The following is a 26,783-nucleotide window of genomic DNA, read 5'->3' as shown; positions in this document are numbered from 1 at the left end:
CAAACCGGTCTTCCACAACAAGCCCTTCGCCTGGCTCATGCGCAAGGCGTATTTCTTCATCTCCTACAACCGCCGCGTAATCATGCCCTCCGGAACGGAAGGCCCGGCGCTGAATATCCGCTACCGGGTGCTTTACCTGTTGTTCACCTGGCTGACCGTCAGCGCCATCCTGACCCGATGCGCCCCCGCGCTCATGCCCGGCGGCGGTCCCTACCGCGAATTCCTGATCTGCGGCGGCCAGATCGTCTTCCAGGGCGTCGTCATCGCGCTCTACCGCCCCGACAAATACTGGGACTACCTGGGGAACATGATGACCATCTCGCTGGTTGGCGCGTTATTACTCTTACTCCCCTTTCCCGCGAAACCCTGGTTCGTATGCGTGGTGATGCTCATGTTCCTCGAGCACCTCCGCCGCACGCGCCTGTTACAACTAAACTACCTCCCGACCATAACCTGGATCCTTTACCGTTTAATCGTACTATATGCAATATCGTAAGATCGTCATCGCCGGTGGTAGCGGCTACCTCGGCCAGGTCCTAAAAGAGTATTACGCCACCAAAGCCCAGGAGGTCATCCTGCTCAGCCGCCACGCCGCGCCCGGCGCCACCCTTTGGGACGCCTCCACCGAAGGCCCCTGGACCTCCTCCCTCGAGCACGCCGACCTCCTCATCAACTGCTGCGGCAAAAACGTCAACTGCCGCTACACCAAAAAGAACCGCCAGGCCATCCTCCGCTCCCGCACCAAACCCACCGCCCTCCTGGGCCGCGTCATCCAAAAGCTGGCGCACCCGCCCAAGCTCTGGATCAACATCACCTCCGCCACCATCTACCGCCACGCCGAAGACCGCCCCCAGGACGAGACCACCGGCGAAATTGGCAAAGGCTTCTCCGTCGACATATGTAAAAGATGGGAACGCGTTTTTTTCGCCGCCGCCGATCCCCGCACCCGCCAGGTTGCCCTCCGCATGGGTATCGTATTTGGAAAAAACGACGGTGTCTACCCCCGCCTCCACAACCTCGTCAAAGCCGGCCTCGGCGGCCCCCAGGGCAACGGCCGCCAGATGGTCAGCTGGATACACGAAGAAGACGCCGCCCGCGTTACCGAATGGCTCCTCAACCACCCACAAGAGAACGGCGTCGTCAACTGCACCGCCCCCTACGCCGTAACCAACGCGCAGCAGATGCGGATCATCAGAAAGCGAAAACCCGGTCTCCCCATGCCAACGTGGCTGCTCAAACTCGGCGCCATAATAATCGGCACCGAACCCGAGCTCATCCTGAAGAGCCGCTGGGTCCTCCCCGCGCGGCTGGAAACAGCCGGTTTTACCTGGAAATACCCTAAAATGGAAGACGCCATCGCCGCCATTGACGTCCAGGGCGCCAAAATCCGCCTTTAAACGGATACCACAAGTAAGGAATCCGGCGTATATTCTAAAAAATCATATGACATGAGATCTACCTTACTTTTGACCGCGCTCGCCGTCCTCCTGGGCGGCGCGGCGCCGAAGCCCAACAAGCGCAAACCCGGCAACATCAACGTCCTCGTCTACAACTACGCCACCTCCGCCTCCTTCAACTACGAAGTAAAAGTCTACGACGGCACCAGCGGCACCGTCTACTATGACGACGTGTTCACACTGGCGAATGCCAACCCCGTCACGGGCGCGCCCACGAGCTTCTCGAGCGGCACGATAAGCCTCTCCGACGCCAACCCGCAGATCAGCATCAAATGGTCCGATTCCCCCGCGCACGAGTGCAGCTTTTACATGAGCTATCCCAACGGCGGCGGCTGCCACACGTCCGCAACGGGCAGCAACACCCTATCCTGGAGCATCACCAGCGGCGGCTACGGCACCTACGAATACGACTACTACCTGGGCGAAGGCTGCCCCTAAGGAAGTCACTCAAACACCGCCGGCTCGACCCGCGCGCGTTCCTTCGTCGTATTCCATCCCGCCAGCCTGAACCAGAAGTACGGAATGACCGGCGCCTTGCCGCTCCAAAAAGCGGTGGCGGGCATGGGCTCCAGCCCCCTGCACTCCCGGTTCCGCACGATGAACCGGGCCGACAGGGCGCCGGTGGCGGGGTCCAGGGTATAGTAGCCGATGTTGGAGTGCCGGTCTTCCCCAAACGAGCCGACCGTCAGGATGTCGATCTTATCGCCGTCGAGGTGGAGCATTTGCCGCCCCTGGCCCATGCTGTAGGGCGTGACGGAGTGTTTGTCCAGGAGGACCTGGCGGAGGAAGTGGAGCTGTTTGTCGTAGATCATCAGCGACCCGATGCCGTAGTTGAAGTCGGTGAAGCTGCGGCCGGAGATCAGGTATTGGATTTCCTGCGAAACGATCACGAAATCCCGGGTTTCGACGATCTGCACGGGTTGCATGACGGCGCCGTCGAGACCGTACACGGATTGGTAGCCGCGCATTTTATTCCCGCTGGCGTCGTGCTTGAAATTTTTGAGGTATTCCTTGTCGAGCGTTTCTTCTTTGCCCACATAGACCTGGCTCGCGCCAAAGTCGAACCGGTACGCGCAGGCGTGGTGGATGTCCTTGTGCATGACGAACTGGAGCTGCAGCGTATACGCGTTCCCGGTAGCGGGGTCGACCTCGCCGCAGGCATGACCGCCGATCGCAAAGCCCTCGACCTGCCAGGGGCAGCTCAGCGTGGCCGCCAGCTCGCCCGCGGGGGTGTATTTTTCGGTCGTCAATTCCCCGTTGTGGGTGTACGTATAGAACAGGTCGCCCTTGGGGGACATGCCGGCCCCGATAAAGGCCTTCCCTTCATAGGCCCCGGACAGCTCGTGCTCTTCCTGCTCCAGCGCGGCGTTCAGCGTGATGAGCGTCGCCTTCTGGATGCTCCCCAGGTTCGCGATGTCCACCGCCTTGGAGGCATTCTCTTCGCCCTTGAGGTTCTGGTAACCGGTCATCGTGACCAGCAGCCCCAGGAAACGCTTGGCCGCGTCGCGCTCCACGGTATAGTGGATGACGAACGGGGAATGCATCGAAAAGATCGTCTGCTCCGGCCCGACTTCCCCGGTGACCAGGTTGACCGGCCGGAACCGCACCTCCCGGTTGCCTTTGGCGGCATCCATGGTGTAAAAGGCCAGCGCCTTCCCATGGAACAACGCGATATCGAACATCCCCTTGGGGAGCGGGACTTCCTGGCCGACCAGGTTCCCCGACCGGTTGACCATGGCGAGCCCTTCCTCGTTTTCATGGTAATTGATCCGGTACAAGGCGATCGAATCCGTCAGCGGGATGACGTCCAATGGGTTCCAGTGGTACCGGCCTTCCGGTTCCTCTTCCGTTTTTGGAACAGCGGATGTGGAATCTTTTTGCGCGATGGCGCTTAGCGAAGCGGAGGTTAAGCATATGGCCGATAGCAAGGCGGCCACGAAATACGGTTTCATGACAGTAGATATTGGATTTGAACACAATATAACAAAAAAAGGGCCGCCCTCAAAAAAAACGCCCCGGGGAACCCCGGGGCGCTAACAATTTATTGCTTCTGCTGCAGGTGCTTCAGCACCTTCGCCTCGATATAGAAGATAATCTCCTCCGCGATATTCGTACACTGGTCGCCCACGCGCTCCAGCTTCCGGATGATCGACAGCACGTACATGGCTTCCGTCGTGAGGTTAATGTCCTTCTTGATGACCTCGGCGATCTGCCGGTTGGCCGCCAGGTTGAACCGGTCGAGGACCTCGTCCTTTTCAAAGATGGTCCTGGCCAGGACCGTGTCTTCGGTCTCGAAGGCCGTCTTGGCGTCCTGCATCACGTTGATGGAATCCTGGAACATCCGGAGCAGTTGCGTGGCCTCCATCAGCGGCGCGGGGAACGGCGCCGGGGCGTCGATCACATACCGGGCGATGCCGTCGGCGATGTCGCCGATCCGCTCCAGGTTGTTGTTGATCTTCAACGCCGCCAGCAGGAACCGGAGGTCGATGGCGACCGGGCAATACAAGGCAAAGATATTTTCGCAATCGCGGTCAATCTTCAACTCAAAGGCGTTGACCCGCTTTTCGCGCTGCATGACTTCGCGGGCGAGGTCCTTGTCGAAATGGAGGATGGCTTCCCGGGCTTTGTTCAATTGGGACGTGACGAGGGCCCACATATTGCCGACCTCGGTCTTTACCTCGTTGAGTTCTAGTTCGAGTTGGGTCATAAGTATAAATTTAGCTAAATCGGCCGGTAATATAGTTCTGCGTCCGTAAATCCTTGGGGTTGGTGAACATCTGCTTGGTGTCGTCGAACTCCACCAGTTCCCCCAGGTAGAAGAACGCGGTGCGGTCGCTCACGCGGGCCGCCTGTTGCATATTGTGGGTGACGATGATGAGCGTATAGCTCTTTTTGAGCTCGAAGAAAAGTTCTTCGATCGACGCCGTGGAAATGGGGTCCAGCGCGCTGGTCGGTTCGTCGAAGAGCATCACTTCCGGCTCCATGGCGATCGCGCGGGCGATACACAGCCGCTGTTGCTGGCCGCCCGACAGGAAGGTGCCTTTTTTGTGGAGGGAGTCCTTGACCTCGTTCCAGAGGGCGGCCTTGGTGAGGGATTCCTCGACCTTCTGGTCGCGTTCGGCCTTCGGGAGCTTCATCCCCACCAGCTTGTACCCGGCGATCACGTTGTCGTAGATGCTCAGGTTCGGGAACGGGTTGGGCCGCTGGAACACCATCCCGATCTTCAACCGGACGAAGATGGGGTGCATGTCGTAGATGTCTTCCTGGTGGAGGTACATCTTACCGTCGACGTGGGCGCCGGCGATGAGCTCGTGCATACGGTTGATACAACGCAGGAACGTCGTTTTGCCGCAGCCCGAGGGGCCCATCACGGCTATCGCGTTGTTCCGGGGTAAGTCTATGTTTACGTTCTTGACGACGTGGTTGGTCCCGAAGTAAGCGTTGAAATTCTGGGCTCTTACAATTGTATCTTCCATCTTCTGGTTATCACTTTTGTAAAAATGTTTAATAATAATACCCACAACAGCAGGATAAGGGAGGCGCCCCAGGCCAGGTCGCGCCAGTCGTCGTATGGGCTGGTGGCGTAGTTGAAGATCAGTAACGGCAGGCTCTGCATCGGTTTGCGGATGTCGCCGCTGAGATAAGGGTTACCGAAAGCGGTGAAGAGCAGGGGGGCGGTTTCCCCGGCGATACGCGCCACCGACAGGATGACCCCGGAGAGGATACCCGAGATGCCGCAGGGCACGATTACGCTCAGGATCACCCGGTGGTAGGGGATACCCAGGGCGAGCGCCGCTTCCTTGAGCGAATCGGGGAGCAGCTTGAGCGTTTCCTCGGTCGAGCGGACCACGATCGGGAGCATCATGATCGCCAGGGCGATGCTCCCCGAGAACGCGGAGAACCCGCCGGCGGGCTTGACGATCCAGAAATAGACCACGATACCGATGACGATCGAAGGGACGCCCTGGAGGATGTCCACGGAGAGACGAGACCAGTAAGCGAGCTTGGAGCGCTTGTTTTCACTGAGATAAATACCGCACATGATGCCGATCGGGATGGCGATGACCGCGGCCACGGCCACGATGATCAGGCTGCCCACGAGCGCGTTGGCGATACCGCCGCCGCTTTCGCCGACCGGTTTGGGGATGTGCGTGAGGAAGGTCCAGTTGATCTTCTGGACACCCTGGACAAAGATATAGCCGATGATAAAGAACAGGGGGATGGTGATCGCCATGGCGAAGATGATGATCAGTACCTGGTAAGCCCTGCTCTTGGCGAGCCGGTAGTTGATCGGGGATGTAGGCTTCTTGTTCATGGCTTATTCGTTCGTGAATCTGGAGATGATGCGTTTACCGATCATGTTGATGACGACGGTGACCAGGAAGAGGACCAGGCCCAGCTCGATGAGCGCGCTGAGGTAGGTCGTCGTGGCCGCCTCGGTAAATTCGTTGGCGATGACGGAAGCCATGGTGTTCCCCGGGCCGAACAGGAAGAACTTGCCCGACGGGATGGCGCTGCTGTTCCCGATGACCATGGTCACGGCCATCGTTTCACCCAGCGCGCGGCCGAGGCTCAGCAGGACGCCGGCCAGCAGCCCGGACTTGGTATACGGCAGGATCACCTTCATGATGACCTCGTACCGCGTCGCGCCGAGCGCGTAGGCGCCTTCCTTGAGGTGGGAGGGTACCAGCCGGATCAGTTCCCGCGACAGCGAGGCGGCATATGGGATGACCATGATGGCCAGCACCAGGGAGGCCGAAAAGATACCCACGCCAAACGGCGGGGCGCCGATGCCCGACTCGAGCTTGCGGACGATCGGGACGAGGACGAACAGCCCCCAGAACCCGTAGATCACCGAAGGTACCGCTGCGATCAGTTCAACCGCATTCCTCAGGAAGTTCGACAGCCACCCGTTCGGGTAGTATTCCCCGAGGAAGATGGCTACCGCGAACGAAAACGGTATGCTGATGATCAGCGCGGTAAAAGAGGTGAGGAGCGTGCCGATCAGGAACGGCCAGGCCCCATAGACTTCGTTGACCGGGTCCCAGGTGCGGCCCCAGAGGTACTTGAGGCCGAGGGCCTTGAACGACGGGATGGACTGGATGCAAAGGGTGACGAACACGCCGAGCATCAGGACCACCATCGCCACGGCAATCCAGACGAGGGCATTCCGGAAGAAGTTCTCCCATCGGATTTGCTTGGAGGATCTATTCGTCGTCTTGGCTTTGGTCTTCGTCACGGTCGCTGATTTCTCGTTGTTCATTGCATAAGGAATTACCCGCAAGAGCCAGCGTTGCAGCCAGCTCTTACGGGTAATTTCGGGCGAAGATACGATCGCTTCTTTATTGAAGGATAGGCTTTCCATCATACGTAGCGGATTTCAGGATGGCTTCGGCTACGGTCACGGCGTTGGCGGGGAGCGGAGCATACGTCAGGGGCTCGGCGAACTTCTGCCCGTCGTGGATGTTCCACCACAGCAGCTTAACCAGCTTGGTGGCCCGGTCCAGCGAACGGCCGTTGTAGTTTTGTTCTTTGTAGATGATGGCCCAGGTAAAGCCGGAGATGGGGTAACCATCGGCTGCTTCGGTATTGGACAGGGACACCTTGGAATCCGCGGGGATGGTGACGTTCCCGGCAGCGGTGGTGCTGGCTACGGAAGGCGTAATGTAGTTCCCGCTCTTGTTCTGCAGCTTGGCGAAGGCCATCTTGTTTTGAACGGCGTAAGCCAGCTCGATGTACCCGATGGCGCCGGGGGTTTGCTTGATCGTGCCGGCTACGCCTTCGGTACCTTTGCCGCCGATCGTGCTACCCGGCCAGTTGACGGCGGAACCTTTGCCGATCTTGCCCCAATCCGCGCTGTCGACCTTCATCAGGTAAGTGGTGAAGATGTTCGTGGTACCGCTACCGTCGGAACGGTGGGCGACCACGATCGGCAGGTTGGGGAGCTTTACGCCGGGGTTGACGGCGGCGATCGCCTTGTCGTTCCAGGTCTTGATGTCGCCTGCGAAGATCTGCGTCAGCACAACGGGCGTGAGCTTCAGCGTGTCCTTCAGGTCGGGCAGGTTGTAGGAGATCGCTACCGCGCCGGAGCACATCGGGATGTGCAGGACGGGGACGCCGATCTTGGTAGCCTGTTCGTCGTTCAGGGGAGCGTCGGAGTCACCGAAGTCGACGGTCTTGTTGGTCAGCTGCAGGATGCCGCCGCCCGAACCGATCGACTGGTAGTTCACCTTCAGCTGGGTTTGGGTATTGTACTCCGCGAACATTTTAGAGAAAAGCGGGTAGACAAATGTGCTGCCCGCGCCGAGCAGCGTGTTGTCGTCCGAAGATTTATTCGTGGTGTCGGAGCCGGAGCCGGACCCGCCGCTGTTACAGCTGGTCGTCAGGCTCATCCCGGCCAACAGCGCGCCGGAGCAAAGCAAGGTGGTAATGGAACGTATACGCATCGTGATTAGGTATTATTTGCCGTAAATGTAGTAGAAAGTCATACGCCAGACAAGGTCATGATTGTCGGGGGTGGGGTTACCCATCGTATGGTAGTGGTCATACCATACGTTCGGCATGATGTGTACCTGCTTGATCGGCGTAAAGTCGATACCGGCGGTAACGAAGGTTTCGTGTACGTTGTCCTGGTTGCCGTTGGCTTGCTCGTAATAGTTGCTGGTATTCCCAACGGATTTAGTGTAGTTGGTAACGTTGGAGGACGTCAGGTTCTTGTTGGGATTATAGCTATCCATACGGACGAAGAAACCGAGCTTGTCCTTGTAGATCGAGCCACGAACGTAGACGGACAGGGCCTGGGCGACGGCGTTGGCCGTGTCGACGGCGCCGGCGGTCGGGGTCTGGATGGCGTCAGCCTTCAGGGTGTTGATAAAGCCTTCGACGCCAACGGTCAGCTTGGGCGTGGTGTAGGCTACATAACCCTTGATCATCTGGCGGCTATGGTGCCAGGTCGGGGTCCAGTTGTAGCGGTAGTAGTCGGCATACAGGTCGAGCAACAGGTGCTTGTTCAGCAGCTTGGCCCAGATGTCGCCGTAGAACCATTTGAAGTTGTTGGTGTAGGCAACGGGCTTGGCGGAAGAACCGTTGGCGACCAGCAGGTCATAACCGAAGTTGCGCGTTTTGGGATCGAAGATACCGTTCAGACCCACGCCAAAGTCATAGGAGGGGGTACGACGGATATCGGACACGGTCCGTTCGATGGAGCGATAGCCCCAGACAACTTCCGTCAGCAGCGGGAAGGACGGGGTGGCCTGTTGTCCGAAGACGAGGTCCGTACCGTTCCAGATGTTGTGCCAGCGGACGTTGGCGAGCTTCAGGTAGAAGGAAGACTTGCCGTTGGCCAGCAGGTCGCCGTTCGGAACGGCGGGGCTGCCGGTGGCGGTGTTGAAGTTGTCTTCGTCGGCGAGCAGGAACTCGGTCTGGAAGTGCTTGCTCAGCGTGTAGTCGAAGCCCAGGTAGATACGACGGCTCTGGAAGGAGCTGTGCTGGTTGGGAACGCCGGTGTATTGGTTGGAACCGCCGCGGCCATGGTAAGCGCCGCCGCCCCAGGAACCCGCTGTATCAGCATGAGACTTGTAATAAAAGTCCATGAAAGCATACCCCCACACGTTGTACTTGCCCGGTTGGATCAGGGAGTCAACTTTACCGAAGGGAGTGTTTTGAGCTTGGGTGGATAGCGAGAAAGACAATAAAGAGATGAAAAGAGAGACGAAGGTGAGCGTCTGGATTTTTCTCATAACAAGATGTAATTTGTTCCGGCAAAGGACGCTGCGCACTTTAACGGCTATGTTACCAGAATATTAAGGAATTGTTAAGCGGGTAATGGCACAGTTTTAGCCTATCATGAGTATACCTTAATAACCATAGGATTATGAAAAAACACCTCACCGCTATCACGGCACTCGTGCTGCTGAATTTATCCGTATTTGCACAGGATACGTCGCATTCCATAACTGTCGTCCCCCCGCTTACCGGCGCATCGGGCTTCCGGACCTGGTCCATCGGGATCAATGGCGGCGTACTGGCCCCCGTCGCCGGCATCGGCGGTAGCAACGACTACACCAAATGGATGGCCACCCTGGGCTATGGCGCCTACCTGAAGTACCAGGCGACCCACCACCTTGGTTTCCAGCTGGATTATGTAGGGGGCACGCTCGAGGGCAACAACTCCAAAGCCCTGTCCGACGGCACCATGCGCACCGGCCCCTACGCCTCCTTTAAGACATCGCTCCACTACGCGGGTACGCTGTCGGCGGTTTACTCCTTTACTAATATCAACTGGCTCAACCGCCGGAACATCGTCATCCCCTGGGTATCGCTCGGCGCCGGTTTGGCCGGATACGACCCCACGATGACCGACGCCTCGGGTACCACCATCCACAGCAAACCCTCCGGTGATATCCACGAGCTCACCATCCCCGTCGGCGCCGGTTTGAAATTCAACGTCGCCCCGGGCATTAACATAGACCTGGGCTATAAAATGTATTTTATGGACGCCGACAACCTGGACGGCACCGAACGCTTTCCCCTCCACAAGGACCGGTTCAGCTACGGCTTCGCCGGCCTGGAGTTCTCCCTGGGTTCGCGCAGCAAGCCCCAGCTCCTCGTCGACAACCCCGTCTATGACCTCCACCGCACCCTCCGCGCCGAAAACGAAGAGCTCCGCCAGCGCATCATGGCCGAAACCCAGGCCGCCGAAGACGCCAACCGCGCCAAGCTCGCCCAGGTAGCCGCCCTCCAGGAAGAAGTCGATAAAATGAAAGCCGACGCCGACGGCGACGGCGTCTCCGACTATTTTGACAAATGCCCCAACACCAAGCCCGGCGTCAAGGTCGACGGCTCCGGCTGCCCCCTCGACACCACCCCCCGTGTCATCCAGCAACACTTCGAAGTCACCGAAGAAGACCGCCGCATCGTCCGCGAAGCCATCGCCAACCTCGAATTCGACTTCGCCAAGGCGTCCATCCGCCCCTCGTCCTTCCCGTCGCTCGACCGCGTCGCCGACATATTGGTCCGCAAAAACTTCAGCCTCAAGCTCGCCGGCCACACCGACAACGTCGGCTCCGCCGACCGCAACATGCAGCTGTCCAAGGACCGCGCCGAGTCCGTCAAGTCCTATTTGGTTTCCCGCGGGGCCAACCCCTCGCGCATCGAGGCCACCGGCTACGGGATGACGCAGCCCATCGCCTCCAATAAGACCGCCGCGGGCCGCCAGAAGAACCGCCGCGTAGAGTTCACGCTGTACTAGCTTTTTTCGCCGCCCTTTCCCTCCCCGCATCGCGCCCCGCGCAGCGGGCTGGGAAGGGGCGGCTTTTTCTATTGAAGCACCGCCGGCAGGATATACTCCTCCATCATCCTGTCCTCCTGCGTATGCGCATACGGCTGCCCATACGCTGTCGCCGTCAGCACCACCACCAGCGGCGCCGATGGGAAAATAAATATCTTATTCCCCCCGTTGCCCGCTGCATACCACGTCTCATAAGCAGTCAAACCGACGTGGTAGGTCTTGTTCCAGAAGAGATACCCATAATATTCGTTAACCCGCCCGGGAATCGCGTGGTACTTCGTAAAGGTTTTGGCAATCCAGGCCGCCGGCAACACCTGCTGACCGTTCCACACCCCTCCATTCTTATACAACAACCCGTATTTCGCAAAGTCCAGCGCCTTGAGCTGGATGCCCCCCGCCGTGTTGGCCACGTGGTTCGGCGTATACTGCCATTGGTACTCCCGGATGCCCAGCGGCGCAAAAAGCTTCAGGTCCGCGTACGCATCCAACCCGCCCTGTACGCTTTTATTCAGGATGTCGCCCATCAGCATCGCCCCCGCCGTGAAATAATGCCACCGGCCCCTCGGCCGCGTTTGGCTGAGGGGCAGGTCCAGCGTGAACTTCACCCAATTATCCGTGGGATACATGTTGTCCTCGTTCCCCGGCGAGCCGCCATCGCCGTCATCCCCGTCAAAGGCCGAGCACATGGTCAGCAAATCCTTCAACCGCACATTTTCCTTCTCCGGGTCGTAATGCGCATAATCCTGCAAATGATAAAACTCCTTCAGCGTCTGGTCCTCGCTCTTCAAATACCCATCCCTTATCGCCATCCCCGTCACGGACGAAGCGATCGACTTCCCCGCCGACCGCGGATCGTGCAGGGTGTTCCGTGTTTCGCCGTTGAAGTATTCTTCGACCAGGATTTTCCCGTTTTTTATCACCACGATACTACTGATCTGTTTAAAAACACCCGCTTCGATCAGGCCCCTCAACATCTTCATCTTGTTCGTATCGTAAGGGCTGTTGGATACCTCCAAACCGTTGTAGGGCTGGACGGCGCTCAGCGTGATCCGGGAGACATCGATCACCGGTTTTCGATACACCATCATCGGCAGGTCCCCCGCCGCCAGCAACGCGCCTTCCGTTTCGGGCGCAACCGTTTTCTCCCGTAAATACGGCCTGATCTCCAACCGCAGCAGGTGCTCCCCCTCCGTCAGCGCGCTATCCCCGCCATTATTCATAAACCGCAGCCAGAAGTATTGACTCCACCATCCCCCTTCGTTCCGGATCAGCGGCTTGCTAAGCGCCGTCTCCGTATCCTTGACGATGGGATACGGCGCCCCCTGGATATTGCTTTTATACACCAGCTTACCGTCGACAAACAGGGCGAGCTGGTACCCCCCGTTTTTCGTCAGACTATCCGCCGTCCAACCCGGGGCCATCCGGTGGAGCTCATTCGTCAGCGAGTTCCCCATAAAAGCCGTGATAAACAGCTCGCTCTTATTGGTCAGTACATAATGACGCAGGAAGTCCCCCGCCGTCAGGTCCGCCGGCGGAATTTCCCGGTCGGTAAAAACGATCCGCCCGATATTGGCTTTGTGGATAGGGGAGTGGATACCATGGGTCTTCACCAGGTCGCCTGGCGCCTGGGCTGAAACGGATGACATCCAGAGCTGCACGGCAGCCAGCAGGAGCAGGAAACGCATATTCGAATATTTAGCGCTAAGCTAGGGTACCACCGCCGCCCGAAATAGAATGATTTTAACATCGGCCGCGCCGCAACAACCTCCGGTACTCCGCCGGCGTCACCCCCTGATACCCCTTGAACGACCGTATAAAGTGACTCTGATCCGCGAACCCGCACTCCAGCGCGATATCCGTCAGCGACCGCCCCCGTTCCGTCAAAAGCGCCATCGCCCGCTGTACCTTGACCATCCGCAGATAGTCCCCGAGGTTCGTATGAAAATGTTTGGAAAACTCCCGCGATAAATGCACCGGGTGGATATTCAGCTCCCGGGCCATCCCTGCCAGCGTCCACGCAAAAGAGACCTCGTCCCGCAGGATCTCCCGCACCCGGCCCACCCAAGCCGGCCGTACGCCATCCCGTTCCGCCCTGACCTTCCCCAGGATCCCAAGGATCCGAACCAGCAGGGCGTCGACTCCCAGCTGCCCTCCGGTCCCCGCCAGCTTAGCTTCCCTGACGATATTGTACATCATCTTCTTTATCATCGGGCTAAAAACCCGGATGCTCCCTTCCGTCAGGTCCGCGGGAACGTCCAGCCGTTCATACCAGCCGTCCTGCAATTCCACATGAAACCCCCGCGTCGGCCGCCCGGACGCTATATTATAATGCGCATCCTGCCAGTTATGGAAAAGGAGGTCCCCCGCCACGCACTCATATACCTCCTTCTTATTCCCCTCCACCACGCCTCCCTCCAGCAAAAACGTGAAATAATCGTCCTTATGAAAATGCCACCCCACCCGGTCCAGCGTATACGCCGTATCCGTCAGCGTGATCCCGTCCATCCGGATGATTTCCGTGGTATCGCCATAAAAAAAGCCGCGCTCGCTGCGTTCCATACATTTAATGTACGATCCTCCCCCCGACCCCACAAAAAAAAATCCCACTCCGTGGAGTGGGACCCGTGTTCATGGTGAGTTCAGTGGTATGCGTGTCATGCCTTACAGCACGCCCCGCTTATGATGTTTGGAGGTAAATTCTGAACCGAAGATCAATGATTTATAAACACCCCGTTGTTAACTAAATGTTGTCATAAAAAGGAAACACCCGGCGGGGAAGCCGGGTGTTCATATGTCCAAACATAGATGCCATATATCCTAGCGGACCGATTTTGCGGCGCGGTCCCCGCCCTTTGCGGCCGGCTCCGCCGTCTCCTTAGGAAACCACACCTGTGGTCACCGCCTGGAAGAACATGTTAGCGATCAGCAGCACCAGATAGGTCGCCACCGCCCCTACAAAACTGACTACAAACACCCGGTCGCCCTTGTACAGCTGACCACCCGACAGCAGGTGGCTCTGGATTTTCCGGCCCTGCATCCACTTCATCGGGATATAGGTCAGCGCCGTGTACACCAGCGGCAATACGAACCAGGGAACTTTGGAGAACTGTACGAATTGGATGAAGGCGACCAGCAGCGCAATACCGATGAATGAAAACACCCAGGTCTGCTTGGCTTTTTCCGGTTCCCCCATCAATTTGAAATTTTCGGCGGTCATATAACCCCCCACCAGAGGGCCCCCAAAAAATGTAGCAAGAAGAATAGATTCGCTGTGGTAAAGTTTGGACTCATGAGGCTCAGCGTAGAAATTTTCTGTCATACGGATTATTTGTGGTAAACGAGAGGTAATTGTCGATACAAAGCTAAGCCGCCCTCCGCCACCCCGCAAGCCTTCCTTTGTTAGCAGCTAGTTATCAAACGCAAAACGCCCGCTGGGCGGGCATTTCACAAGATTCGCGCGATTCGCTGCACGTGGGTGGAATTATTTTTTCAACGATTGTATAATTGCCAACAGCGCGCCCACAACAGCAAGGAATTGAACAAGAGACGTTATCCAAATCGTTTTTGTCAACCCTACCTTAATCGTAGCGATCTCACCCCTGACGGTCGCAAATTCTCGCGTCATATCCAGTCGCAGATCGGCGATCTCGCTCTTCAACTCATCTCTAACCCCATATAATTCCCTTTTCGACGCGAGCTCGTTTCGCAGCACCTCATTCCTGGTGTCTACGATTTCCTCGATGCCATCCACGATGGCTTCTGCATCCGCCTGCCCAAAGTGGGCTTTTAACGTGTCGTACAATTTGATAAATTTTTTGGCCATGAGCGTGTACCTTGATCGTACAACAAAGCTAGAGCCCCAACACAAAACCTCCAAGAAGTTTTTTCCTTACAAAACCCGGAAAACTCACGACAACTTCGACACCTCCTCCTCCAACGCCCTTTCCTCCCGCACCCACCGCCGCGCCCGCGCAATCAGGAACAACGTAGGCACCGGTATCAACAAGCTCACCCCCACATCCACGAACGCCAGCTGTATCGCGTGCGTCGCCACGAAAAGCACCCGGTTCCCCGCCAGCAGCACCAGCCACCCCACATACAACCCGCCCAGCGTCCAGAAATACGGCGCGATCGGTTGCCGCGACACGCGCATCCAGGCGATTCCCGACACGATACACGGGACATCCCCCACGATGGCCAATAGAGCGAACCGGAGGGTATCGTGCGGCACGCCTCCCAACACCAGCAGATCGAACGCCCGCGTAAGGATATATAAAAAAGAACAAACCACGATCCACTGCTGCTCCCGGAACAACCACGCCACATACCCGATCACCGCCGTATAGGCAAAGACCATCCACGACACCACTACCCAGCCCAACCGGGTAAGGTCAAAAAAAGGAAACAGGAACGTCCCCGCCAGCAGCGTCACCCGCAGCAACAACGCCACGACGATCATCCAGAATCCCACCGTAAGAATGCGAACCTCCATACCTCACCAAGAATACGTAAATTCACCCAACAAACAAATCATCCATGAAGGCAGAATGGTCGATACTCGTTTTTGGCGCGGGCATGGTTTTATGGAGCTGTACGCCGGACGCCCGTCTGACGATGTATTTCAACCCCCAGCCCGGCGCGGTCTATCACTACCTGGTATCCGAACGGACCCGGTCGATGTCCACCGAAGGAGGAGCGAAGGTTTTCCGCGAGCATAACGTAGCGCTCAGTTATCATTCTGAAGCAAAGCAAAACGGCCTGCAAATATCCATAGACGGCCTCGATACGCACACGCAGGCCGCTAACGGCAAAGAAACGAACCGATCCGAAAAGGCACCCCCCCTCGACTGCCGCCTCGACCCCCAGGGCCGTGTCATGGACCTCGCCGGCCTGCCCCGGCAAGACCAGGAATACGTCGGGCACCTGCTCGAAAAAAGCTGGCGCATCTTCCCCAATCACCCCGTCGCCATCGGCGACTCCTGGACGGGGCTCGATACCCTGAACGCCGATCCGCACATCCCGATCACCACCCGTTTTACCCTGACCAAACGCCGGGCGGGTATATTATATATCCAAACCGAGTCAGACGTCGACCTGATCCGCGTCGACCTCCGGGGCGAATCCCATCCCGGCAACCTCACGCTAAAGGGCCGCCAGCACGGCATGCTCCACGTCGACGAGCGCACCGGCATGGTCCTGGACGGTCAAACCCTGTTAAAAGCCGAAGGAGTCCTCGAGGCCGGCGGTAAGTCCGTCCGGATGAGGATCGACAGCACCTGCGATATACAAGGCGCCTAAACAGTCGCGGCCCCGCGGCTGGCGCCGGGCCCATGTCTAGTCGTGCCCCCGCACCTCATGCGGCTCCTTGTCCCGCCGCAGCCCCGCAAACCGGGCGCCCAGGAACCGACCAAAAGAATCCAATTCCGTATACCGTATCCCACAGACAAGGGTAGGGGAGACCCACCGAACGTCCGCAGGAATATCCTCCAAAGAAAAAGACGCCTCAGCCACCGGCAGCGCCACCACCTCGTCCGGCGGCGTCACCGCAACAAACCCCGCAAAGCGCAACCGCAGCTCCAGGTACCGCCCCAGCACCAACCCCGACGGCGTATACCCAACGATAATGGCTTCGTCTTCCTGACGGGTTTTAATCTTGAGCCAGTCCGGGGAGCGGTGCCCCTCCGCATAGGCGCTGTCCAGGCGCTTACCCATCACACCCTCGAGCCCGCCCGCAACGGCTTCGCGGAAGAACCCGACCCCGTCGCCCCGGACGTGCTCGCTAAACCGGATGAGCTCCGAGGCCTTCAAAATCACATCGCGGAGCAGCTGCTTACGCCACAGGAGCGGCTGGTCCTCCAACCGGTGACCGTCCTTATATAACAGGTCAAACACCTGGTACCGCAGCGCCAGACCCGGCCGGTGGGGGTATTGCTCCAGGTATTCGATACACGAGCGCCCGTCGGCGTCCACCGCGATGATTTCCCCATCGAGGACGGTGTCCAGGTTCAACTGCGCCAGCGCCGTCACCAGGTTCGGAAAGAGGGGAGCAAAGTCGGCGCCGCTCCGGGAATACAACCGCACCTGGAGGCCGTGGAGCTCGGCGATGGCGCGGTATCCGTCCCATTTAACTTCGTATATCCAGTGTTCGTCTGAAAATGGTTCGCGGACTTCCTTGGCAAGCATTGGTCTTATAAACGTATCCGAGCGCGTCGACATGAACACAATGTTAAGTTAAATCTCGGAAAAAATGTAGCGCCTGCGCTGTGGAATTCTTTCCGCTATCCAGTCCAGGCTTGATTTAGCATGAAACGACGCGCATCCGCCAGAGGGAAAAGTAAAATATTTGCTGTCAATCTTTTAACATGTCTTTGTCGCCTCCTTCCATAGAAAGCCCCAACTTTGGTATGAAATTGTCAGTGTAAAACACAGATACATTACACCGGTTATGCTAACCTATGTCAAGCACCCACGGAAAGGGTCCCGCAAAGGGCCCTTTCTCTTATTAAAACCTCAGCCGTGAAAATCCATATGCCTTTTCAGGGAGCCAACTATCATTTTGAAGTCTTACCTGAAACATTTAGCCTGGACACGATTTACCATATCCTCCGCGAAGGGAAGGTCGTCTTCAACCTCCGTTACCGGGGCGATACGTGGATAGAAGAATCATCGGGCGCGTCCACCGCCTTTGTCCAGGCCCTCGGCGCCGCGATCCGCCAGGGCGAATTGCCACAGGCGATGTCCTCATGACCCCAGCGTCTCCACCTCCCGTTCCCACCCCGCCGTCCGGGCCAGGTCCCCCCGCCAAAAACGATACGTCAGCCGGATGCTGATCAACAGCGCCGGCAAGTGTATCGTCCAGATAAGACTATAATAATTGGGGTGCGGCCAATGCTCCAGGGCAAAAAGCCGCCAGATGAGCCCAACGGTGATGGATACCGCAAAGTTCCACCCCATCTGCCTGAACGGCCTCCGGATGTCGGGCGCGCTCACCCGTAGGAACGCCACCGTTTCAAAGATCGCGACCCCGAGGGTCACCCAGAATATCCACCGCGCCGGGTAGTACCGCAGGAGATAGCCAATCTCGTGGAAACGCCGGTACAGGAGCGTCAGCAGCCACTCCGCGATGCTGATGGCCCAGACCGACAGGTTGAGCTGCAGCGCCGCCACGATCCAACGCGGTTCCCTGAGCAGCCGGACCATATACAGATTCGAGTACACCCACACCCCCGTCAGTATCGAATGCACGATCAACAACCACGGCTCGTGGACATACCCCGACCCCCAGGCATGCGGAAGCAGCAACGCCCGGACCGTCATCCCCAACAGCAGCAGCTGCGCCCCGCACAGGACGGCAAACGGTTTCATACCCCCAGCGCCTCCACCGCCGCCACGATATGCTTCTCCTCCCCCCCACGCCTCCAATACCTATAGTACAATACCAGGAGCGGCGCGACCCCCAGCGCCACCGACACGCACAGCCCCGTTATCGTCAGCAACCACCCGGTCCGCCCATCCGAAAGTCCTTTAAAGGATAGTATCCAAAAGCAGAACGCTACCACCACGACTATCGCCACCCCCTGGACCCTGAAAAGGTTCCGGACCATCGGCGCGCGCACGCACCAGCACCCGCCCACAAAGAGCACACATCCGCCAAAGAACAGGACCTGCATCGGCACGGTGCCCACCTTCTCCACCAACCGTAGGTCCACCAGCTGTGCAAAGGACAGCAGCACCAGGAACCACGACGCCACGCAAAACGGCAAAAAAAGCAGCCGCACCCAGAGTGCCGTCCCCAGCCGCCGGAGCATCACGATCGGCCCCGTCAGGATCAGGCTCATCAGGATATAATCCAACAGGAACTCATACCGTACAAAGACGTTGCCATCCAGCCCGAAATAAACCGCCGCCGGCTGGACAAACACGCTGGCTATAAACACCAGCGTAGCGTAATAAAATAACGCAAACAGTTTCATAGGAACACCATCGTGGTTTCGTACAACAGGAAGCGGTGACATGCGCTGAAGATACAAAAAATCGCCGCGGCCCCGCCGCCACCGCCCCGCCGCCGCGATCACCCCGAAGCCCCGCCGCCGCAAGCACCTCCAAGCGCCAAGCCCCCGGGGCGGCGCCCCAAAACACGAAAGGCGCCCTGTGGCGCCTAAAAATGCACAATCCCGGCAAGGGGCCCGACAATCAACCCTGGAAACCAAGGACGTCGTGCGATCCGCCGGGATGGCAATAAGATGGACGTGCTGTGGCATTCAACCGCGGCAAAGCCGGGACGCCGGTGCACTTCCGGTTTCAGTTGACATCTTGTGGGACGGATCGTGGTTAGGTTCCTATCTCAGGGGTCCGCTTTTTTCCGAATGGGTTAAGGCGCTTGGCCTGACATGGCCCGCCGTAGCGGATACCAGACCGGGTCCTATCTGAAGACACTGAAGAGCCTGCCTTTACTTCGGATAAAATTGGATTTGAAACAGCAGGTCAGCAACGGCCGGACCTGGGGGGAGCTCCCCTGTATAGGCGAGTTTTCCACCTCGTTACAAATATACGATTTACCCCGTTATTTCCTAAGAAAAATTCTGTCGAAATGCTTGCCCATCCACTTATCCACAGCCACCAGTGTATAAAATACCACGGCCAGCGAACCCATGAAACAGAAGAGGTTGAGGAGCACCCGGGTGGTCCCGATGCCCACCACATCCAGATAGGGGTACGGGTAAAATCCCGTAGCCGCGCCGCGCCACAGCGTGACCAGCCAGTAGCCGAGGGGATAGGCCATCCAGATCACCGGGAGCCCCCAGTGCAGCTGACCCTTGGGGACGAACAGGAACCAGTAGAGGATATACGCCGCCGGTAGCGCGTCGTGCAGCACGCCCCACCATTGGTGGACGCCGTGGTGAAGCATCAGGGGCGCCAAAGCGACGTGGTAGACGAGGCATGTGTTCAGCAGACACCCCGCGATCGACGTTTCCACCGAAGGCCGCCTGAAAAATCGATTTAGCCGCGAGGCAGGCCCTTGCCCCGATGTCGACGCGAACAAACCCACCCAAAGGCTCGCCGAGGCGATCGCGCTCGTGAGGATGGTGAAGTAACTGAGGAAATTGAACAAGGCCACGCCGGGCGGTAGGGGACTATGGACGAGAACGAGGTGTCCCTGGAAAATTAAAGCCGCCGCGGACATGAGCGCGACGAGGGCCATGAGTGCTTGTTGGTAGCGGGTCGAGAAGGTAAACATGATGTTATTAAGATACGCATTTGCCCAGGCAATCGCTGGCTTTTTGTATCTTGGGCCAGCGAAAATTTATGGAACTAACCGGAAGGGACATCGTCATCATCGGGCTCCAGCCCTGGTATTATGAAATTGGCAGCAATTGTAAGACGATTGCTACATACCTGGCCCAACACAACCGGGTCTTATACGTCAACCTTCCTGTCAATCGGAAGACCTTTTACTCAAAGGAAAAGAACCCCGGCATCCAGGAGCACTGCAACGTGATAAAGGGCCAGGGCGAACGGCTCCGCCCGGTCCGGGAAAACCTGTGGCAGTACTATCCCACCAGCATCGTCGAGTCGATCAACGGCCTGCCCTCCAACCGGGCCTTTAACGCGATTAACTATATCAACAACCGGCGCTATGCCAAGGACATCAAAGAGGCCATAAGAAGCGTCAACTTCAAGGACGTCATCCTCTTTAACGACAACGACATCTACAACGGCTACTACCTGAAGGCGCTCCTGAAGCCTTCGCTCTATATCTATTATTGCCGCGACTTCCTCCAGGGCTACGACTATTGGAAAAAGCACGTCTCCATCCTGGAGCCCCGCCTGATCGCCAAGGCCGACATCGCCGTCGCCAATTCCCTGTTCTACGCCGAATATTGTAAGGAGCACAACCCAAGGTCCTACTATATGGGCCAGGGTTGCAACTTCGACCTGTTCAATACCGACAAGCCCCACGAGACACCGGAAGACCTCAAAAGCCTGAGGCGTCCCATCATCGGTTACGTCGGCGCCGTCGACTCCGCCCGGCTCGACCCCAAAATCATAGCGGAAATAGCAAAAAATAAAGACTGGTCCGTCGTCATCGTCGGCCCCGAAGACCCCACCTTCGAGTCCAGCGACCTCCACCGCCTGGAAAACGTCCACTTCCTCGGCCGGCGCCCCCTCCAGGCGCTCCCCGGCTACGTGGCCAATTTCGACGTCTGTATCAACCCGCAGCTCATCAACATCATCACCAAGGGCAACTACCCGCTCAAGATAGACGAATACCTGGCGATGGGCAAACCCGTCGTCGCCACCCGCACCAAGACCATGGAGCTGTTCCAGGACTACACCTGGCTCGCCGATACGCCCGAAGACTATCCAAAGCTGATCGAAAAGGCCCTGACACACCCCCACGACGAAGCCCGCATCCGTTTCGCCAAAAGCCACACGTGGGAAAATTGTATGCAAACCTTGTACGACGTAATCGCCAAAACATGACCAACCTCGAACGGCCCGAAACCGCCAAGCGCGCCATCTGGGCCATCATGGCCCTCGCCCTGGCCGCGCGCATCTACCTCTGCTTCTTCACCCACCTCCCCCACACCGAAGTAGACTCCTACGGCTACCTCAGCCAGGCCGACACCCTGTTACAAGGCGGCTACACCGACTACTTCCCGAACGGCTACCCGATCATCATCGCGCTGATAAAACTGATAACCGGCGCGCAATACCTGATACCGGCCCTCCTCTGGCTCAACATCCTCATGTCCCTGGCCACCCTCTGGTTCGTCTTCGACATCGCCCACCGGCTCAGCAATAAATACACCTACGGCGTGCTTGCCGCCGCGATACTCGCGTTTTTCCCCACCCAGATCAACTACGTCCGCTGGGTCTACTCCGAGATGCCCGCGGGGTTTTTCCTGGTGGGCGCGTTTTTCTTTTATTATAGGAAACAATGGATCGCCGCCGGCCTCTTCTTTGGCATAGCCACCATGATCCGTAACAACATACAGCCGATATTCTTAGTCCTGTTTGTAATCCATATCATTCACAGCAAACGGATCCCCTGGGCCCTCATCGTCGCGACCGCGATCCCGTTAATAGCCCTTGGCTCCTATTGCAAAATAAAAACCGGCAAGTTCTCCACCGCCGGCAACAGCCGCATCAACATCCTTTTCGCCGCTTCCGCCGACGGCACCGACGTGGACTTTACCATGGGCGACAAGCACCCCGAGGCGCAGACGACGGGCCAGGCCATGAAGGTCTACGTCGACTCGGCGAAGGATCACCCCGTACGATTCATCAAACAACGCGCGGACAACCTTTGGGTGTATTGGGGCTTTTACAGCACCGAGGCCAACGGTGGCCGGGGCTTAGGGGCGAGACTCCTGTTAGGATTGGGCAACCTGTACCTGATCGTATTCGGCCTATGGGGCTGGTGGCGCCAACGAAAGTACTACCCCGTCTCCATCATGATCATCCCCTTCGTCATCCTCACCGTCCTGCACTCGATGCTGGTAGCCCTCCCGCGGTACACGTACCCGGTAGAGCCCTTCCTTATCCTGCTGTCGGTATGGGCGGTGTTGCCGTTAACCGGCCGTGACCCCGACGGGCGGTGGCGTTTGCGGTGATTTCTTCTCCTTCTCGTACATGGACGATTTCCGGAAGTAAAACAACCACCAAAGCGGGCCGTCCAGGACAAAATAGTTATAGAACAACACGGGAATCGTGATCCCGCAGCATATCCCCGTGAACAACATCACGTGTACCTGGTGAACGTGCAGCACGTGTACCATGATCGCCCGTATAAATGCCGCCACCATCACGTGGATCACATAGATATACAGCGAATGGTACCCAAAGATGCGGAGCCAGTTCGCCACGTTGAACCGCTCCAGCAGGAACGCCACGCACAGCATCGTCGCACAACCCGTCAGCGAGATCCCGAGGAACTCGGCCGACGCGAGCATCCGCGGCTCCAGCAACGTCTGGTCCGTCGGCAGCAACCAGTACAGGTAATACACCTGCGTCAGCACGAATACCGGCGTTATCGCGACCAGCGTCCAGGGATTCCGGAATACGGAAGTAAAGCGCACGTCAAAAAACGCCTTGTGCAGCGCATCGCCCAGGGCAAAAAAGATATAGAACTCCATCCAGTCCGACAACATGCTATACCGGTCGGCCCCCGGCAGCTTCGACGTGAAATACAACAAGACCCCTAAAAACAATTGTGTCCAGATCGGTAAACGAAGCTTCGCTTTCGTGAAGATGTATACCATCGTGGTATTGAACAACGCCGGCAGGTACCAGAACTGGTCCAGGTTCCGGGGCTGATAAAAGATATACAGGTAGTCCCGCCACCCGCGGTCCGCGTTCGTCAGGTGGAAATGCTCCATCACGATCTGGAGCGTGATCTGTATCGTCGCCCAGATCAGGTAAGGGTAGAACAGGTTCTCGAACTTCTGCAGGAGCAGCGTCCCTGGCGCCCGCTTCTTCAGGCTCCCCGCCAGGAAGACCCCCGACAGGATAAAGAACAGCGGCATCCGGAAGGAAAAGAAGATGTTGTTGGCGTTAAACAGGTACGTCGGTATCTCAAACCCCGCGCTCCTATCCATCCCGATCAGGATGTGCCGGTACACCACCAGGATGATCGCGATCCCCTTGAGGTAATCCACCCAGTGTAACCGGCTCCGTTGTAGCGCCGGCAGGTTAAAACCCTTCGAAATCCAAGCAGGAGCCGTCATGCCGGGAACCATTTATCTTTTAAGCGTGTAAATTTACTTTCATAGAACCGGAAGCTGACCTCCGCCACCCCCCAGACCACTAGCAGGTAGGGCACAAACAGCGCCAGACGCAGCAGCATCCCTCCGTGGTGGGTCACCACAAACCGCTCCCCCACATACCACCAGATCGCCAGGTGAAACACATAGATCCCATACGACACCTGCCCGATCCGCACGAGCCAGCCCATCGAAAAAAATCGCGAACCGGACGTAACCACCAAAAGCAGCAGCGACGCAAACACAAGGTCAATCACCGTATAACACCAAACCGGCATCCCATAGTCGAGCACCCCCTGCGCATAAAACCCCTGTAACGGTTGCCCGTCAACGGTCTCATACGGCATCGTCCAGGTCAGAAGACCCAAAGCCACCGCGACAACCAGCAAAGAAACAAACCAGACAGAAGCGCGACGCACGCGAGCCGGCAGCGACAACACCGGAATAATCCCTCCGAGGAAAAACGCATCCATATGACTCAACGTATGCCTATACACCGCATCCCCAACCGTAACCGGGGGCAAACCCGCGAATGAGTAATGCCGCACGAGCAGATACCGCACCAAAGGGGCCGCCAGCACACCAAAGACCATTACAACCCGAACCACCTTCGCAGGGCAAACCAGCACCACCAACGGCCATACGATATAAAACTGCTCCTCCACGCACAACGACCACAACTGCGAAAACAACGGCTGCCCGTCATAAAACGGCAACGTCCGCGTATAGTTATACGTATAGGTAAACAGATACGGCGCAAACCGCGGATAGCTCGACGGAAAATGGGTAAGCAAAAAAAGCACCCCCACCGCGATCAGATACGTGAAGTACAGCGGGAATATACGCAGGGAGCGCCGCGTCCAGAACTTCCCGAACTTATACCCCAACGGGGAAGCCGCAAGCCGTTCCTTCCAAAGGATACGCGTGATCAGGAACCCCGAGAGCACAAAAAACAGCTGCACCCCCATCCATCCAAACCCCACGAGCCCCGCATGAAACAACAACACCAAAAGGATCGCGAGCCCCCGAACGCCGTCGAGGCTGCGAATGTGACCGGACGACGAGCTCATTTGCTATGAATAGCGTCCTCCAGGCTCATCCCCAGGATCTGTTCCAATTCCACCTTGGTCTGGTCCGCCGTGAGCTTATACTGTATCTGCTGGAGCACGGAAGAGTTGAAGTTCCGGCTCGCGATGGTGTATTCGTCGAGGGTGACCTTACCGTCGCGGAAGTTCTTTTCCACTTGCAGAAAAACGGCCTGTTGATCGTTCACCATGATGTTCTCGACCGCCAGGATGTTCTGGTAATTGAGGTAGGTGCGGTATTTCGACTTCACGTCCGCGACGATCGTCCTTTCCGCCTCTTCACGGTTGTCCTTGGCGATGGCCTGCTGCTCGCGGGCGTTGCGGATTTCGCTCGAGCGGCTGAATATCACCCCCACGGGTATCGTCACCCCGAAGTAGTATTTGGGGTATACGTAGGTCTGTTGACCCGGGATGGTCTTTTGGTGATAGAATTCCTGGTCGTTGAAATTGAGCGTGATCGTCAGCAGGTTCAGCCAGGCGTTCTTGGCCAGGCTGAGGTTGTGATTCGCGGCCCGGATCGCCCGGTAGGTCGCGTCATAGCTGGGGCGCGTCAGCGCGACCCGGATCAGCTTTTGCTCGACCCCGGCCGTGTCCATGCCCGTGATCTTCTGGCTGGCGGTGAGGGAAGTCTGCGCCTGGCTGGCGAGCGCCACGCAGAGCAAAAGGAGGGTTGGAACAAAAATTCTCATCTTAGACAGTTTAAGAAGAAGCGGATGCCCATTCCGGTTCGTTCATCCGGATCAGGATCGAAATAAAAGGGTAATATAATACAATATCCACTAAGGACCCCAATGCAATTTGGGTAAAGGAGGCCACGTAGTAGGGGAAAATAAAACAGGTACACGCCGCCGCCAGCATTTTGTCGCGCTCCGACGTCGCCTTAAAGAACGCACGGATTCCTGTCCGCAGACAAAGGAAGTACAGCAGGCAAAAAAGCGTCAGCCCGATCCACCCGATCTCCAGCGCCTTTTGCAGGTAGTCGTCATCGGTAGGGAAGCCCGCCAGGTAGTGCCCCGGGTTGTAGATCGACCCGATCGCCCCCGTGGTGCACAGCCCGCCCCCGATGGGGTGCGTCCAGATATACGGCTGTATATAGTGCCGGTTGTCCTCACGGACCTGGTAGCTGGCGTCTTGCGCCCCCTGGAACGACGTCCGGAAGCGGTTCAGCGTGTTGTTCGTATAGACCGGGACGTATAGCAGCGCCAAAAATACCGCGGCCGCGACAACGGCCAGCACCCTGGAACCACGGCGATTGAACGTCAGCAGGATGAAGAAACCCAGTCCAGCCACGACCATCACATTCGCTGTACGGGTGCCTGAAAACGACATCCCCAGCAGCATCGGGATGATCCCGAGCCGGTAACGCCAGGCCTTGCGGCCCTTTTCGCGCATCGACAGGATCAGGTAAAAGACCGACCCGCACGCCATCACCATCCCGAACTCGGTCGGACCCGACACCAGCGAGAACTTCCGGAACTCCCCGTTGATAAACGTGAGCGCCGTCCGCATCTCGTCCTCCAGGATCCACTGCCGCTCGAACGGGAAAAGCCCCACCGCCTGCTGGATACACCCATAGACCCCTAGCAGCAGCAGCCCCCAGAAGGCCACGTCGACAAAGCGGTTGATCTTGGCCTTGTCCCTAAACACGTCGTACGACACGAAGAACAGGATCGCGATCGAGATCATCTTGCGCAGCCCCAGGAACCAGCCCACGACCGAATGCGCGTTGATGTTGCAGATCTGCATCACGCTATACACGAAGAAGATCCAGAAACAAATCACCGCCGCCGACCGGTTGAACTGCTGGAACGTCGCCTTCAGCGACACCCGCCGGACAAAATACCCCAGCAGCAGCGAAAAGATCAGTATGTCGCTCAGCACCCCCACCGGGAACTGATCGTGCATCAGCCACCGCGAAAAGTGCCACGCGGTAAACGAATAAAAAAGGTTGATCACGAGCCCCGTAAACGGGTCCGCCAGACACGCCACCACGAGCACCGCGCCAATGACCGCGCCCCCCGCCCCGAACCCGATCATGAAGTCGTGCGCGGTCGCATACCCCAGCCCCAGGGCCAGGCCCAGGATCAGCAGGTACGCCATGTACGGTTGCTTATGAGCGGCGGCCCTCAAAGAAAAACGACTTTTAAGAAGAAATAGATGAACATCGCCGCCGAAATGGTCACGA

Annotated in this window: 28 protein-coding genes; 8 read left to right on the top strand and 20 right to left on the bottom strand. The window is 57.7% G+C overall.

Annotated features, from left to right (window positions below):
* The 3 genes from VL547_RS20930 to VL547_RS20920 all read left to right on the top strand — a co-directional run.
* The coding region (locus VL547_RS20930) for a hypothetical protein (RefSeq protein ID WP_325581632.1) at positions 1-496 on the top strand (496 nt) is incomplete at its 5' end.
* The gene (locus VL547_RS20925; protein WP_325581630.1) at positions 483-1,397 is read left to right on the top strand and encodes a TIGR01777 family oxidoreductase; all 915 of its coding nucleotides are present in this window, start codon (positions 483-485) and stop codon (positions 1,395-1,397) included. The genes VL547_RS20930 and VL547_RS20925, both read left to right, overlap by 14 nt.
* Positions 1,398-1,448: 51 nt before the next feature.
* Positions 1,449-1,895: a hypothetical protein gene (locus VL547_RS20920; protein WP_325581628.1), complete on the top strand. Its 447-nt coding sequence runs from the start codon at positions 1,449-1,451 to the stop codon at positions 1,893-1,895.
* Positions 1,896-1,900: 5 nt separating this feature from the next.
* Here VL547_RS20920 and VL547_RS20915 read toward each other — a convergent pair whose 3' ends face one another.
* The 7 genes from VL547_RS20915 to VL547_RS20885 all read right to left on the bottom strand — a co-directional run bounded on the left by VL547_RS20915 (position 1,901) and on the right by VL547_RS20885 (position 9,196).
* Positions 1,901-3,409: a hypothetical protein gene (locus VL547_RS20915; RefSeq protein WP_325581626.1), complete on the bottom strand. Its 1,509-nt coding sequence runs from the start codon at positions 3,407-3,409 to the stop codon at positions 1,901-1,903.
* Positions 3,410-3,498: 89 nt separating this feature from the next.
* Positions 3,499-4,164 (bottom strand): phosphate signaling complex protein PhoU, encoded by a 666-nt coding sequence (gene phoU / locus VL547_RS20910; RefSeq protein ID WP_325581624.1) that lies wholly within the window; start codon positions 4,162-4,164, stop codon positions 3,499-3,501.
* Positions 4,165-4,174: 10 nt separating this feature from the next.
* Positions 4,175-4,933 (bottom strand): phosphate ABC transporter ATP-binding protein PstB, encoded by a 759-nt coding sequence (gene pstB / locus VL547_RS20905; protein WP_325581622.1) that lies wholly within the window; start codon positions 4,931-4,933, stop codon positions 4,175-4,177.
* On the bottom strand, positions 4,915-5,772 hold the full coding sequence (gene pstA, locus VL547_RS20900; protein ID WP_325581620.1) for a phosphate ABC transporter permease PstA: 858 nt from the start codon (positions 5,770-5,772) through the stop codon (positions 4,915-4,917). The genes pstB and pstA overlap by 19 nt, the downstream gene beginning before the upstream one ends.
* Positions 5,773-5,775: 3 nt before the next feature.
* Positions 5,776-6,825 (bottom strand): phosphate ABC transporter permease subunit PstC, encoded by a 1,050-nt coding sequence (pstC, locus tag VL547_RS20895; protein ID WP_325581618.1) that lies wholly within the window; start codon positions 6,823-6,825, stop codon positions 5,776-5,778.
* Positions 6,800-7,903: a phosphate ABC transporter substrate-binding protein PstS gene (gene pstS, locus VL547_RS20890; RefSeq protein WP_325581616.1), complete on the bottom strand. Its 1,104-nt coding sequence runs from the start codon at positions 7,901-7,903 to the stop codon at positions 6,800-6,802. Before pstS ends, pstC begins: the two co-directional genes overlap by 26 nt.
* 12 nt (positions 7,904-7,915) lie before the next feature.
* Entirely contained in the window at positions 7,916-9,196 is a 1,281-nt protein-coding gene (locus VL547_RS20885; RefSeq protein WP_325581614.1) for a hypothetical protein, read from the bottom strand.
* A gap of 134 nt (positions 9,197-9,330) precedes the next feature.
* On the opposite strand from VL547_RS20885, the gene VL547_RS20880 reads away from it, so the two are divergent.
* On the top strand, positions 9,331-10,707 hold the full coding sequence (locus tag VL547_RS20880; RefSeq protein WP_325581612.1) for an OmpA family protein: 1,377 nt from the start codon (positions 9,331-9,333) through the stop codon (positions 10,705-10,707).
* A gap of 68 nt (positions 10,708-10,775) precedes the next feature.
* On the opposite strand, the gene VL547_RS20875 is transcribed toward VL547_RS20880, so the two are convergent.
* The 5 genes from VL547_RS20875 to VL547_RS20855 all read right to left on the bottom strand — a co-directional run bounded on the left by VL547_RS20875 (position 10,776) and on the right by VL547_RS20855 (position 15,238).
* On the bottom strand, positions 10,776-12,431 hold the full coding sequence (locus tag VL547_RS20875; RefSeq protein ID WP_325581610.1) for a serine hydrolase domain-containing protein: 1,656 nt from the start codon (positions 12,429-12,431) through the stop codon (positions 10,776-10,778).
* Positions 12,432-12,486: 55 nt separating this feature from the next.
* Positions 12,487-13,305 carry an AraC family transcriptional regulator gene (locus VL547_RS20870; RefSeq protein ID WP_325581608.1) on the bottom strand — a complete coding sequence of 273 codons (819 nt, stop codon included), beginning with the start codon at positions 13,303-13,305 and terminating at the stop codon, positions 12,487-12,489.
* Positions 13,306-13,621: 316 nt separating this feature from the next.
* Positions 13,622-13,939: a hypothetical protein gene (locus VL547_RS20865; RefSeq protein ID WP_325581606.1), complete on the bottom strand. Its 318-nt coding sequence runs from the start codon at positions 13,937-13,939 to the stop codon at positions 13,622-13,624.
* Positions 13,940-14,227: 288 nt separating this feature from the next.
* A complete protein-coding gene (locus tag VL547_RS20860; RefSeq protein WP_325581604.1) occupies positions 14,228-14,548 on the bottom strand; it encodes a hypothetical protein in 321 nt (106 codons plus the stop codon).
* 105 nt (positions 14,549-14,653) lie between these two features.
* Entirely contained in the window at positions 14,654-15,238 is a 585-nt protein-coding gene (locus tag VL547_RS20855) for a hypothetical protein (RefSeq protein WP_325581602.1), read from the bottom strand.
* A 44-nt stretch (positions 15,239-15,282) separates the two neighbouring features.
* Here VL547_RS20855 and VL547_RS20850 point away from each other — a divergent pair, with 44 nt between their 5' ends.
* The gene (locus VL547_RS20850; protein ID WP_325581600.1) at positions 15,283-16,044 is read left to right on the top strand and encodes a DUF6263 family protein; all 762 of its coding nucleotides are present in this window, start codon (positions 15,283-15,285) and stop codon (positions 16,042-16,044) included.
* Between the two features lie 36 nt (positions 16,045-16,080).
* On the opposite strand, the gene VL547_RS20845 is transcribed toward VL547_RS20850, so the two are convergent.
* A complete protein-coding gene (locus VL547_RS20845) occupies positions 16,081-16,962 on the bottom strand; it encodes a hypothetical protein (RefSeq protein ID WP_325581598.1) in 882 nt (293 codons plus the stop codon).
* Between the two features lie 312 nt (positions 16,963-17,274).
* Between VL547_RS20845 and VL547_RS20840 the strand changes: the two genes are divergently transcribed.
* Entirely contained in the window at positions 17,275-17,493 is a 219-nt protein-coding gene (locus VL547_RS20840) for a hypothetical protein (protein ID WP_325581596.1), read from the top strand.
* Here VL547_RS20840 and VL547_RS20835 read toward each other — a convergent pair.
* The 3 genes from VL547_RS20835 to VL547_RS20825 form a co-directional block, all read right to left on the bottom strand.
* A complete protein-coding gene (locus tag VL547_RS20835) occupies positions 17,488-18,111 on the bottom strand; it encodes a hypothetical protein (RefSeq protein ID WP_325581594.1) in 624 nt (207 codons plus the stop codon). The two genes, VL547_RS20840 and VL547_RS20835, sit on opposite strands and share 6 nt — an antisense overlap.
* On the bottom strand, positions 18,108-18,719 hold the full coding sequence (locus tag VL547_RS20830) for a hypothetical protein (RefSeq protein WP_325581592.1): 612 nt from the start codon (positions 18,717-18,719) through the stop codon (positions 18,108-18,110). The genes VL547_RS20835 and VL547_RS20830 overlap by 4 nt, the downstream gene beginning before the upstream one ends.
* A gap of 590 nt (positions 18,720-19,309) precedes the next feature.
* Complete coding sequence (locus VL547_RS20825) at positions 19,310-19,984, bottom strand: Pr6Pr family membrane protein (protein WP_325581590.1); 675 nt, start codon at positions 19,982-19,984, stop codon at positions 19,310-19,312.
* A gap of 68 nt (positions 19,985-20,052) precedes the next feature.
* On the opposite strand from VL547_RS20825, the gene VL547_RS20820 reads away from it, so the two are divergent.
* Together VL547_RS20820 and VL547_RS20815 are read left to right on the top strand one after the other, a co-directional pair.
* Entirely contained in the window at positions 20,053-21,231 is a 1,179-nt protein-coding gene (locus tag VL547_RS20820) for a glycosyltransferase (protein WP_325581588.1), read from the top strand.
* A complete protein-coding gene (locus VL547_RS20815) occupies positions 21,228-22,364 on the top strand; it encodes a hypothetical protein (protein ID WP_325581586.1) in 1,137 nt (378 codons plus the stop codon). Before VL547_RS20820 ends, VL547_RS20815 begins: the two co-directional genes overlap by 4 nt.
* Here the strand turns inward: VL547_RS20815 and VL547_RS20810 are convergent.
* From VL547_RS20810 to VL547_RS20795, 4 genes are read right to left on the bottom strand one after another with little or no spacing between them, the layout of a single operon-like run.
* A complete protein-coding gene (locus tag VL547_RS20810) occupies positions 22,323-23,477 on the bottom strand; it encodes an acyltransferase (protein WP_325581584.1) in 1,155 nt (384 codons plus the stop codon). The two genes, VL547_RS20815 and VL547_RS20810, sit on opposite strands and share 42 nt — an antisense overlap.
* On the bottom strand, positions 23,474-24,583 hold the full coding sequence (locus VL547_RS20805; RefSeq protein WP_325581582.1) for an acyltransferase: 1,110 nt from the start codon (positions 24,581-24,583) through the stop codon (positions 23,474-23,476). Before VL547_RS20805 ends, VL547_RS20810 begins: the two co-directional genes overlap by 4 nt.
* The gene (locus tag VL547_RS20800; protein ID WP_325581580.1) at positions 24,580-25,287 is read right to left on the bottom strand and encodes a TolC family protein; all 708 of its coding nucleotides are present in this window, start codon (positions 25,285-25,287) and stop codon (positions 24,580-24,582) included. The genes VL547_RS20805 and VL547_RS20800 overlap by 4 nt, the downstream gene beginning before the upstream one ends.
* 10 nt (positions 25,288-25,297) lie before the next feature.
* Complete coding sequence (locus tag VL547_RS20795) at positions 25,298-26,698, bottom strand: O-antigen ligase family protein (RefSeq protein WP_325581578.1); 1,401 nt, start codon at positions 26,696-26,698, stop codon at positions 25,298-25,300.
* Positions 26,699-26,783: the final 85 nt, after the last annotated feature.

This window comes from Dinghuibacter sp. (assembly GCF_035492835.1).
Lineage (GTDB): Bacteria > Bacteroidota > Bacteroidia > Chitinophagales > Chitinophagaceae > Dinghuibacter.
Note: the sequence above shows the minus strand (reverse complement) of the source record. Positions and strands in the feature narration are given on the sequence as shown.

Coding starts and splice junctions, on each gene's coding strand:
- VL547_RS20885 (WP_325581614.1), bottom strand. CDS start 9,196: ATGAGAAAAATCCAGACGCTCACCTTCGTCTCTCTTTTCATCTCTTTA.
- VL547_RS20845 (WP_325581598.1), bottom strand. CDS start 16,962: ATGTCGACGCGCTCGGATACGTTTATAAGACCAATGCTTGCCAAGGAA.
- VL547_RS20920 (WP_325581628.1), top strand. CDS start 1,449: ATGAGATCTACCTTACTTTTGACCGCGCTCGCCGTCCTCCTGGGCGGC.
- VL547_RS20825 (WP_325581590.1), bottom strand. CDS start 19,984: ATGTTTACCTTCTCGACCCGCTACCAACAAGCACTCATGGCCCTCGTC.
- VL547_RS20830 (WP_325581592.1), bottom strand. CDS start 18,719: ATGAAACTGTTTGCGTTATTTTATTACGCTACGCTGGTGTTTATAGCC.
- VL547_RS20805 (WP_325581582.1), bottom strand. CDS start 24,583: ATGAGCTCGTCGTCCGGTCACATTCGCAGCCTCGACGGCGTTCGGGGG.
- VL547_RS20865 (WP_325581606.1), bottom strand. CDS start 13,939: ATGGGGGAACCGGAAAAAGCCAAGCAGACCTGGGTGTTTTCATTCATC.
- VL547_RS20795 (WP_325581578.1), bottom strand. CDS start 26,698: ATGGCGTACCTGCTGATCCTGGGCCTGGCCCTGGGGCTGGGGTATGCG.
- VL547_RS20875 (WP_325581610.1), bottom strand. CDS start 12,431: ATGCGTTTCCTGCTCCTGCTGGCTGCCGTGCAGCTCTGGATGTCATCC.
- VL547_RS20925 (WP_325581630.1), top strand. CDS start 483: ATGCAATATCGTAAGATCGTCATCGCCGGTGGTAGCGGCTACCTCGGC.
- VL547_RS20815 (WP_325581586.1), top strand. CDS start 21,228: ATGACCAACCTCGAACGGCCCGAAACCGCCAAGCGCGCCATCTGGGCC.
- phoU (WP_325581624.1), bottom strand. CDS start 4,164: ATGACCCAACTCGAACTAGAACTCAACGAGGTAAAGACCGAGGTCGGC.
- VL547_RS20840 (WP_325581596.1), top strand. CDS start 17,275: ATGCCTTTTCAGGGAGCCAACTATCATTTTGAAGTCTTACCTGAAACA.
- VL547_RS20835 (WP_325581594.1), bottom strand. CDS start 18,111: ATGAAACCGTTTGCCGTCCTGTGCGGGGCGCAGCTGCTGCTGTTGGGG.
- VL547_RS20800 (WP_325581580.1), bottom strand. CDS start 25,287: ATGAGAATTTTTGTTCCAACCCTCCTTTTGCTCTGCGTGGCGCTCGCC.
- VL547_RS20850 (WP_325581600.1), top strand. CDS start 15,283: ATGAAGGCAGAATGGTCGATACTCGTTTTTGGCGCGGGCATGGTTTTA.
- VL547_RS20915 (WP_325581626.1), bottom strand. CDS start 3,409: ATGAAACCGTATTTCGTGGCCGCCTTGCTATCGGCCATATGCTTAACC.
- VL547_RS20870 (WP_325581608.1), bottom strand. CDS start 13,305: ATGGAACGCAGCGAGCGCGGCTTTTTTTATGGCGATACCACGGAAATC.
- VL547_RS20880 (WP_325581612.1), top strand. CDS start 9,331: ATGAAAAAACACCTCACCGCTATCACGGCACTCGTGCTGCTGAATTTA.
- pstB (WP_325581622.1), bottom strand. CDS start 4,933: ATGGAAGATACAATTGTAAGAGCCCAGAATTTCAACGCTTACTTCGGG.
- pstC (WP_325581618.1), bottom strand. CDS start 6,825: ATGATGGAAAGCCTATCCTTCAATAAAGAAGCGATCGTATCTTCGCCC.
- pstS (WP_325581616.1), bottom strand. CDS start 7,903: ATGCGTATACGTTCCATTACCACCTTGCTTTGCTCCGGCGCGCTGTTG.
- pstA (WP_325581620.1), bottom strand. CDS start 5,772: ATGAACAAGAAGCCTACATCCCCGATCAACTACCGGCTCGCCAAGAGC.
- VL547_RS20810 (WP_325581584.1), bottom strand. CDS start 23,477: ATGACGGCTCCTGCTTGGATTTCGAAGGGTTTTAACCTGCCGGCGCTA.
- VL547_RS20855 (WP_325581602.1), bottom strand. CDS start 15,238: ATGGAGGTTCGCATTCTTACGGTGGGATTCTGGATGATCGTCGTGGCG.
- VL547_RS20820 (WP_325581588.1), top strand. CDS start 20,053: ATGGAACTAACCGGAAGGGACATCGTCATCATCGGGCTCCAGCCCTGG.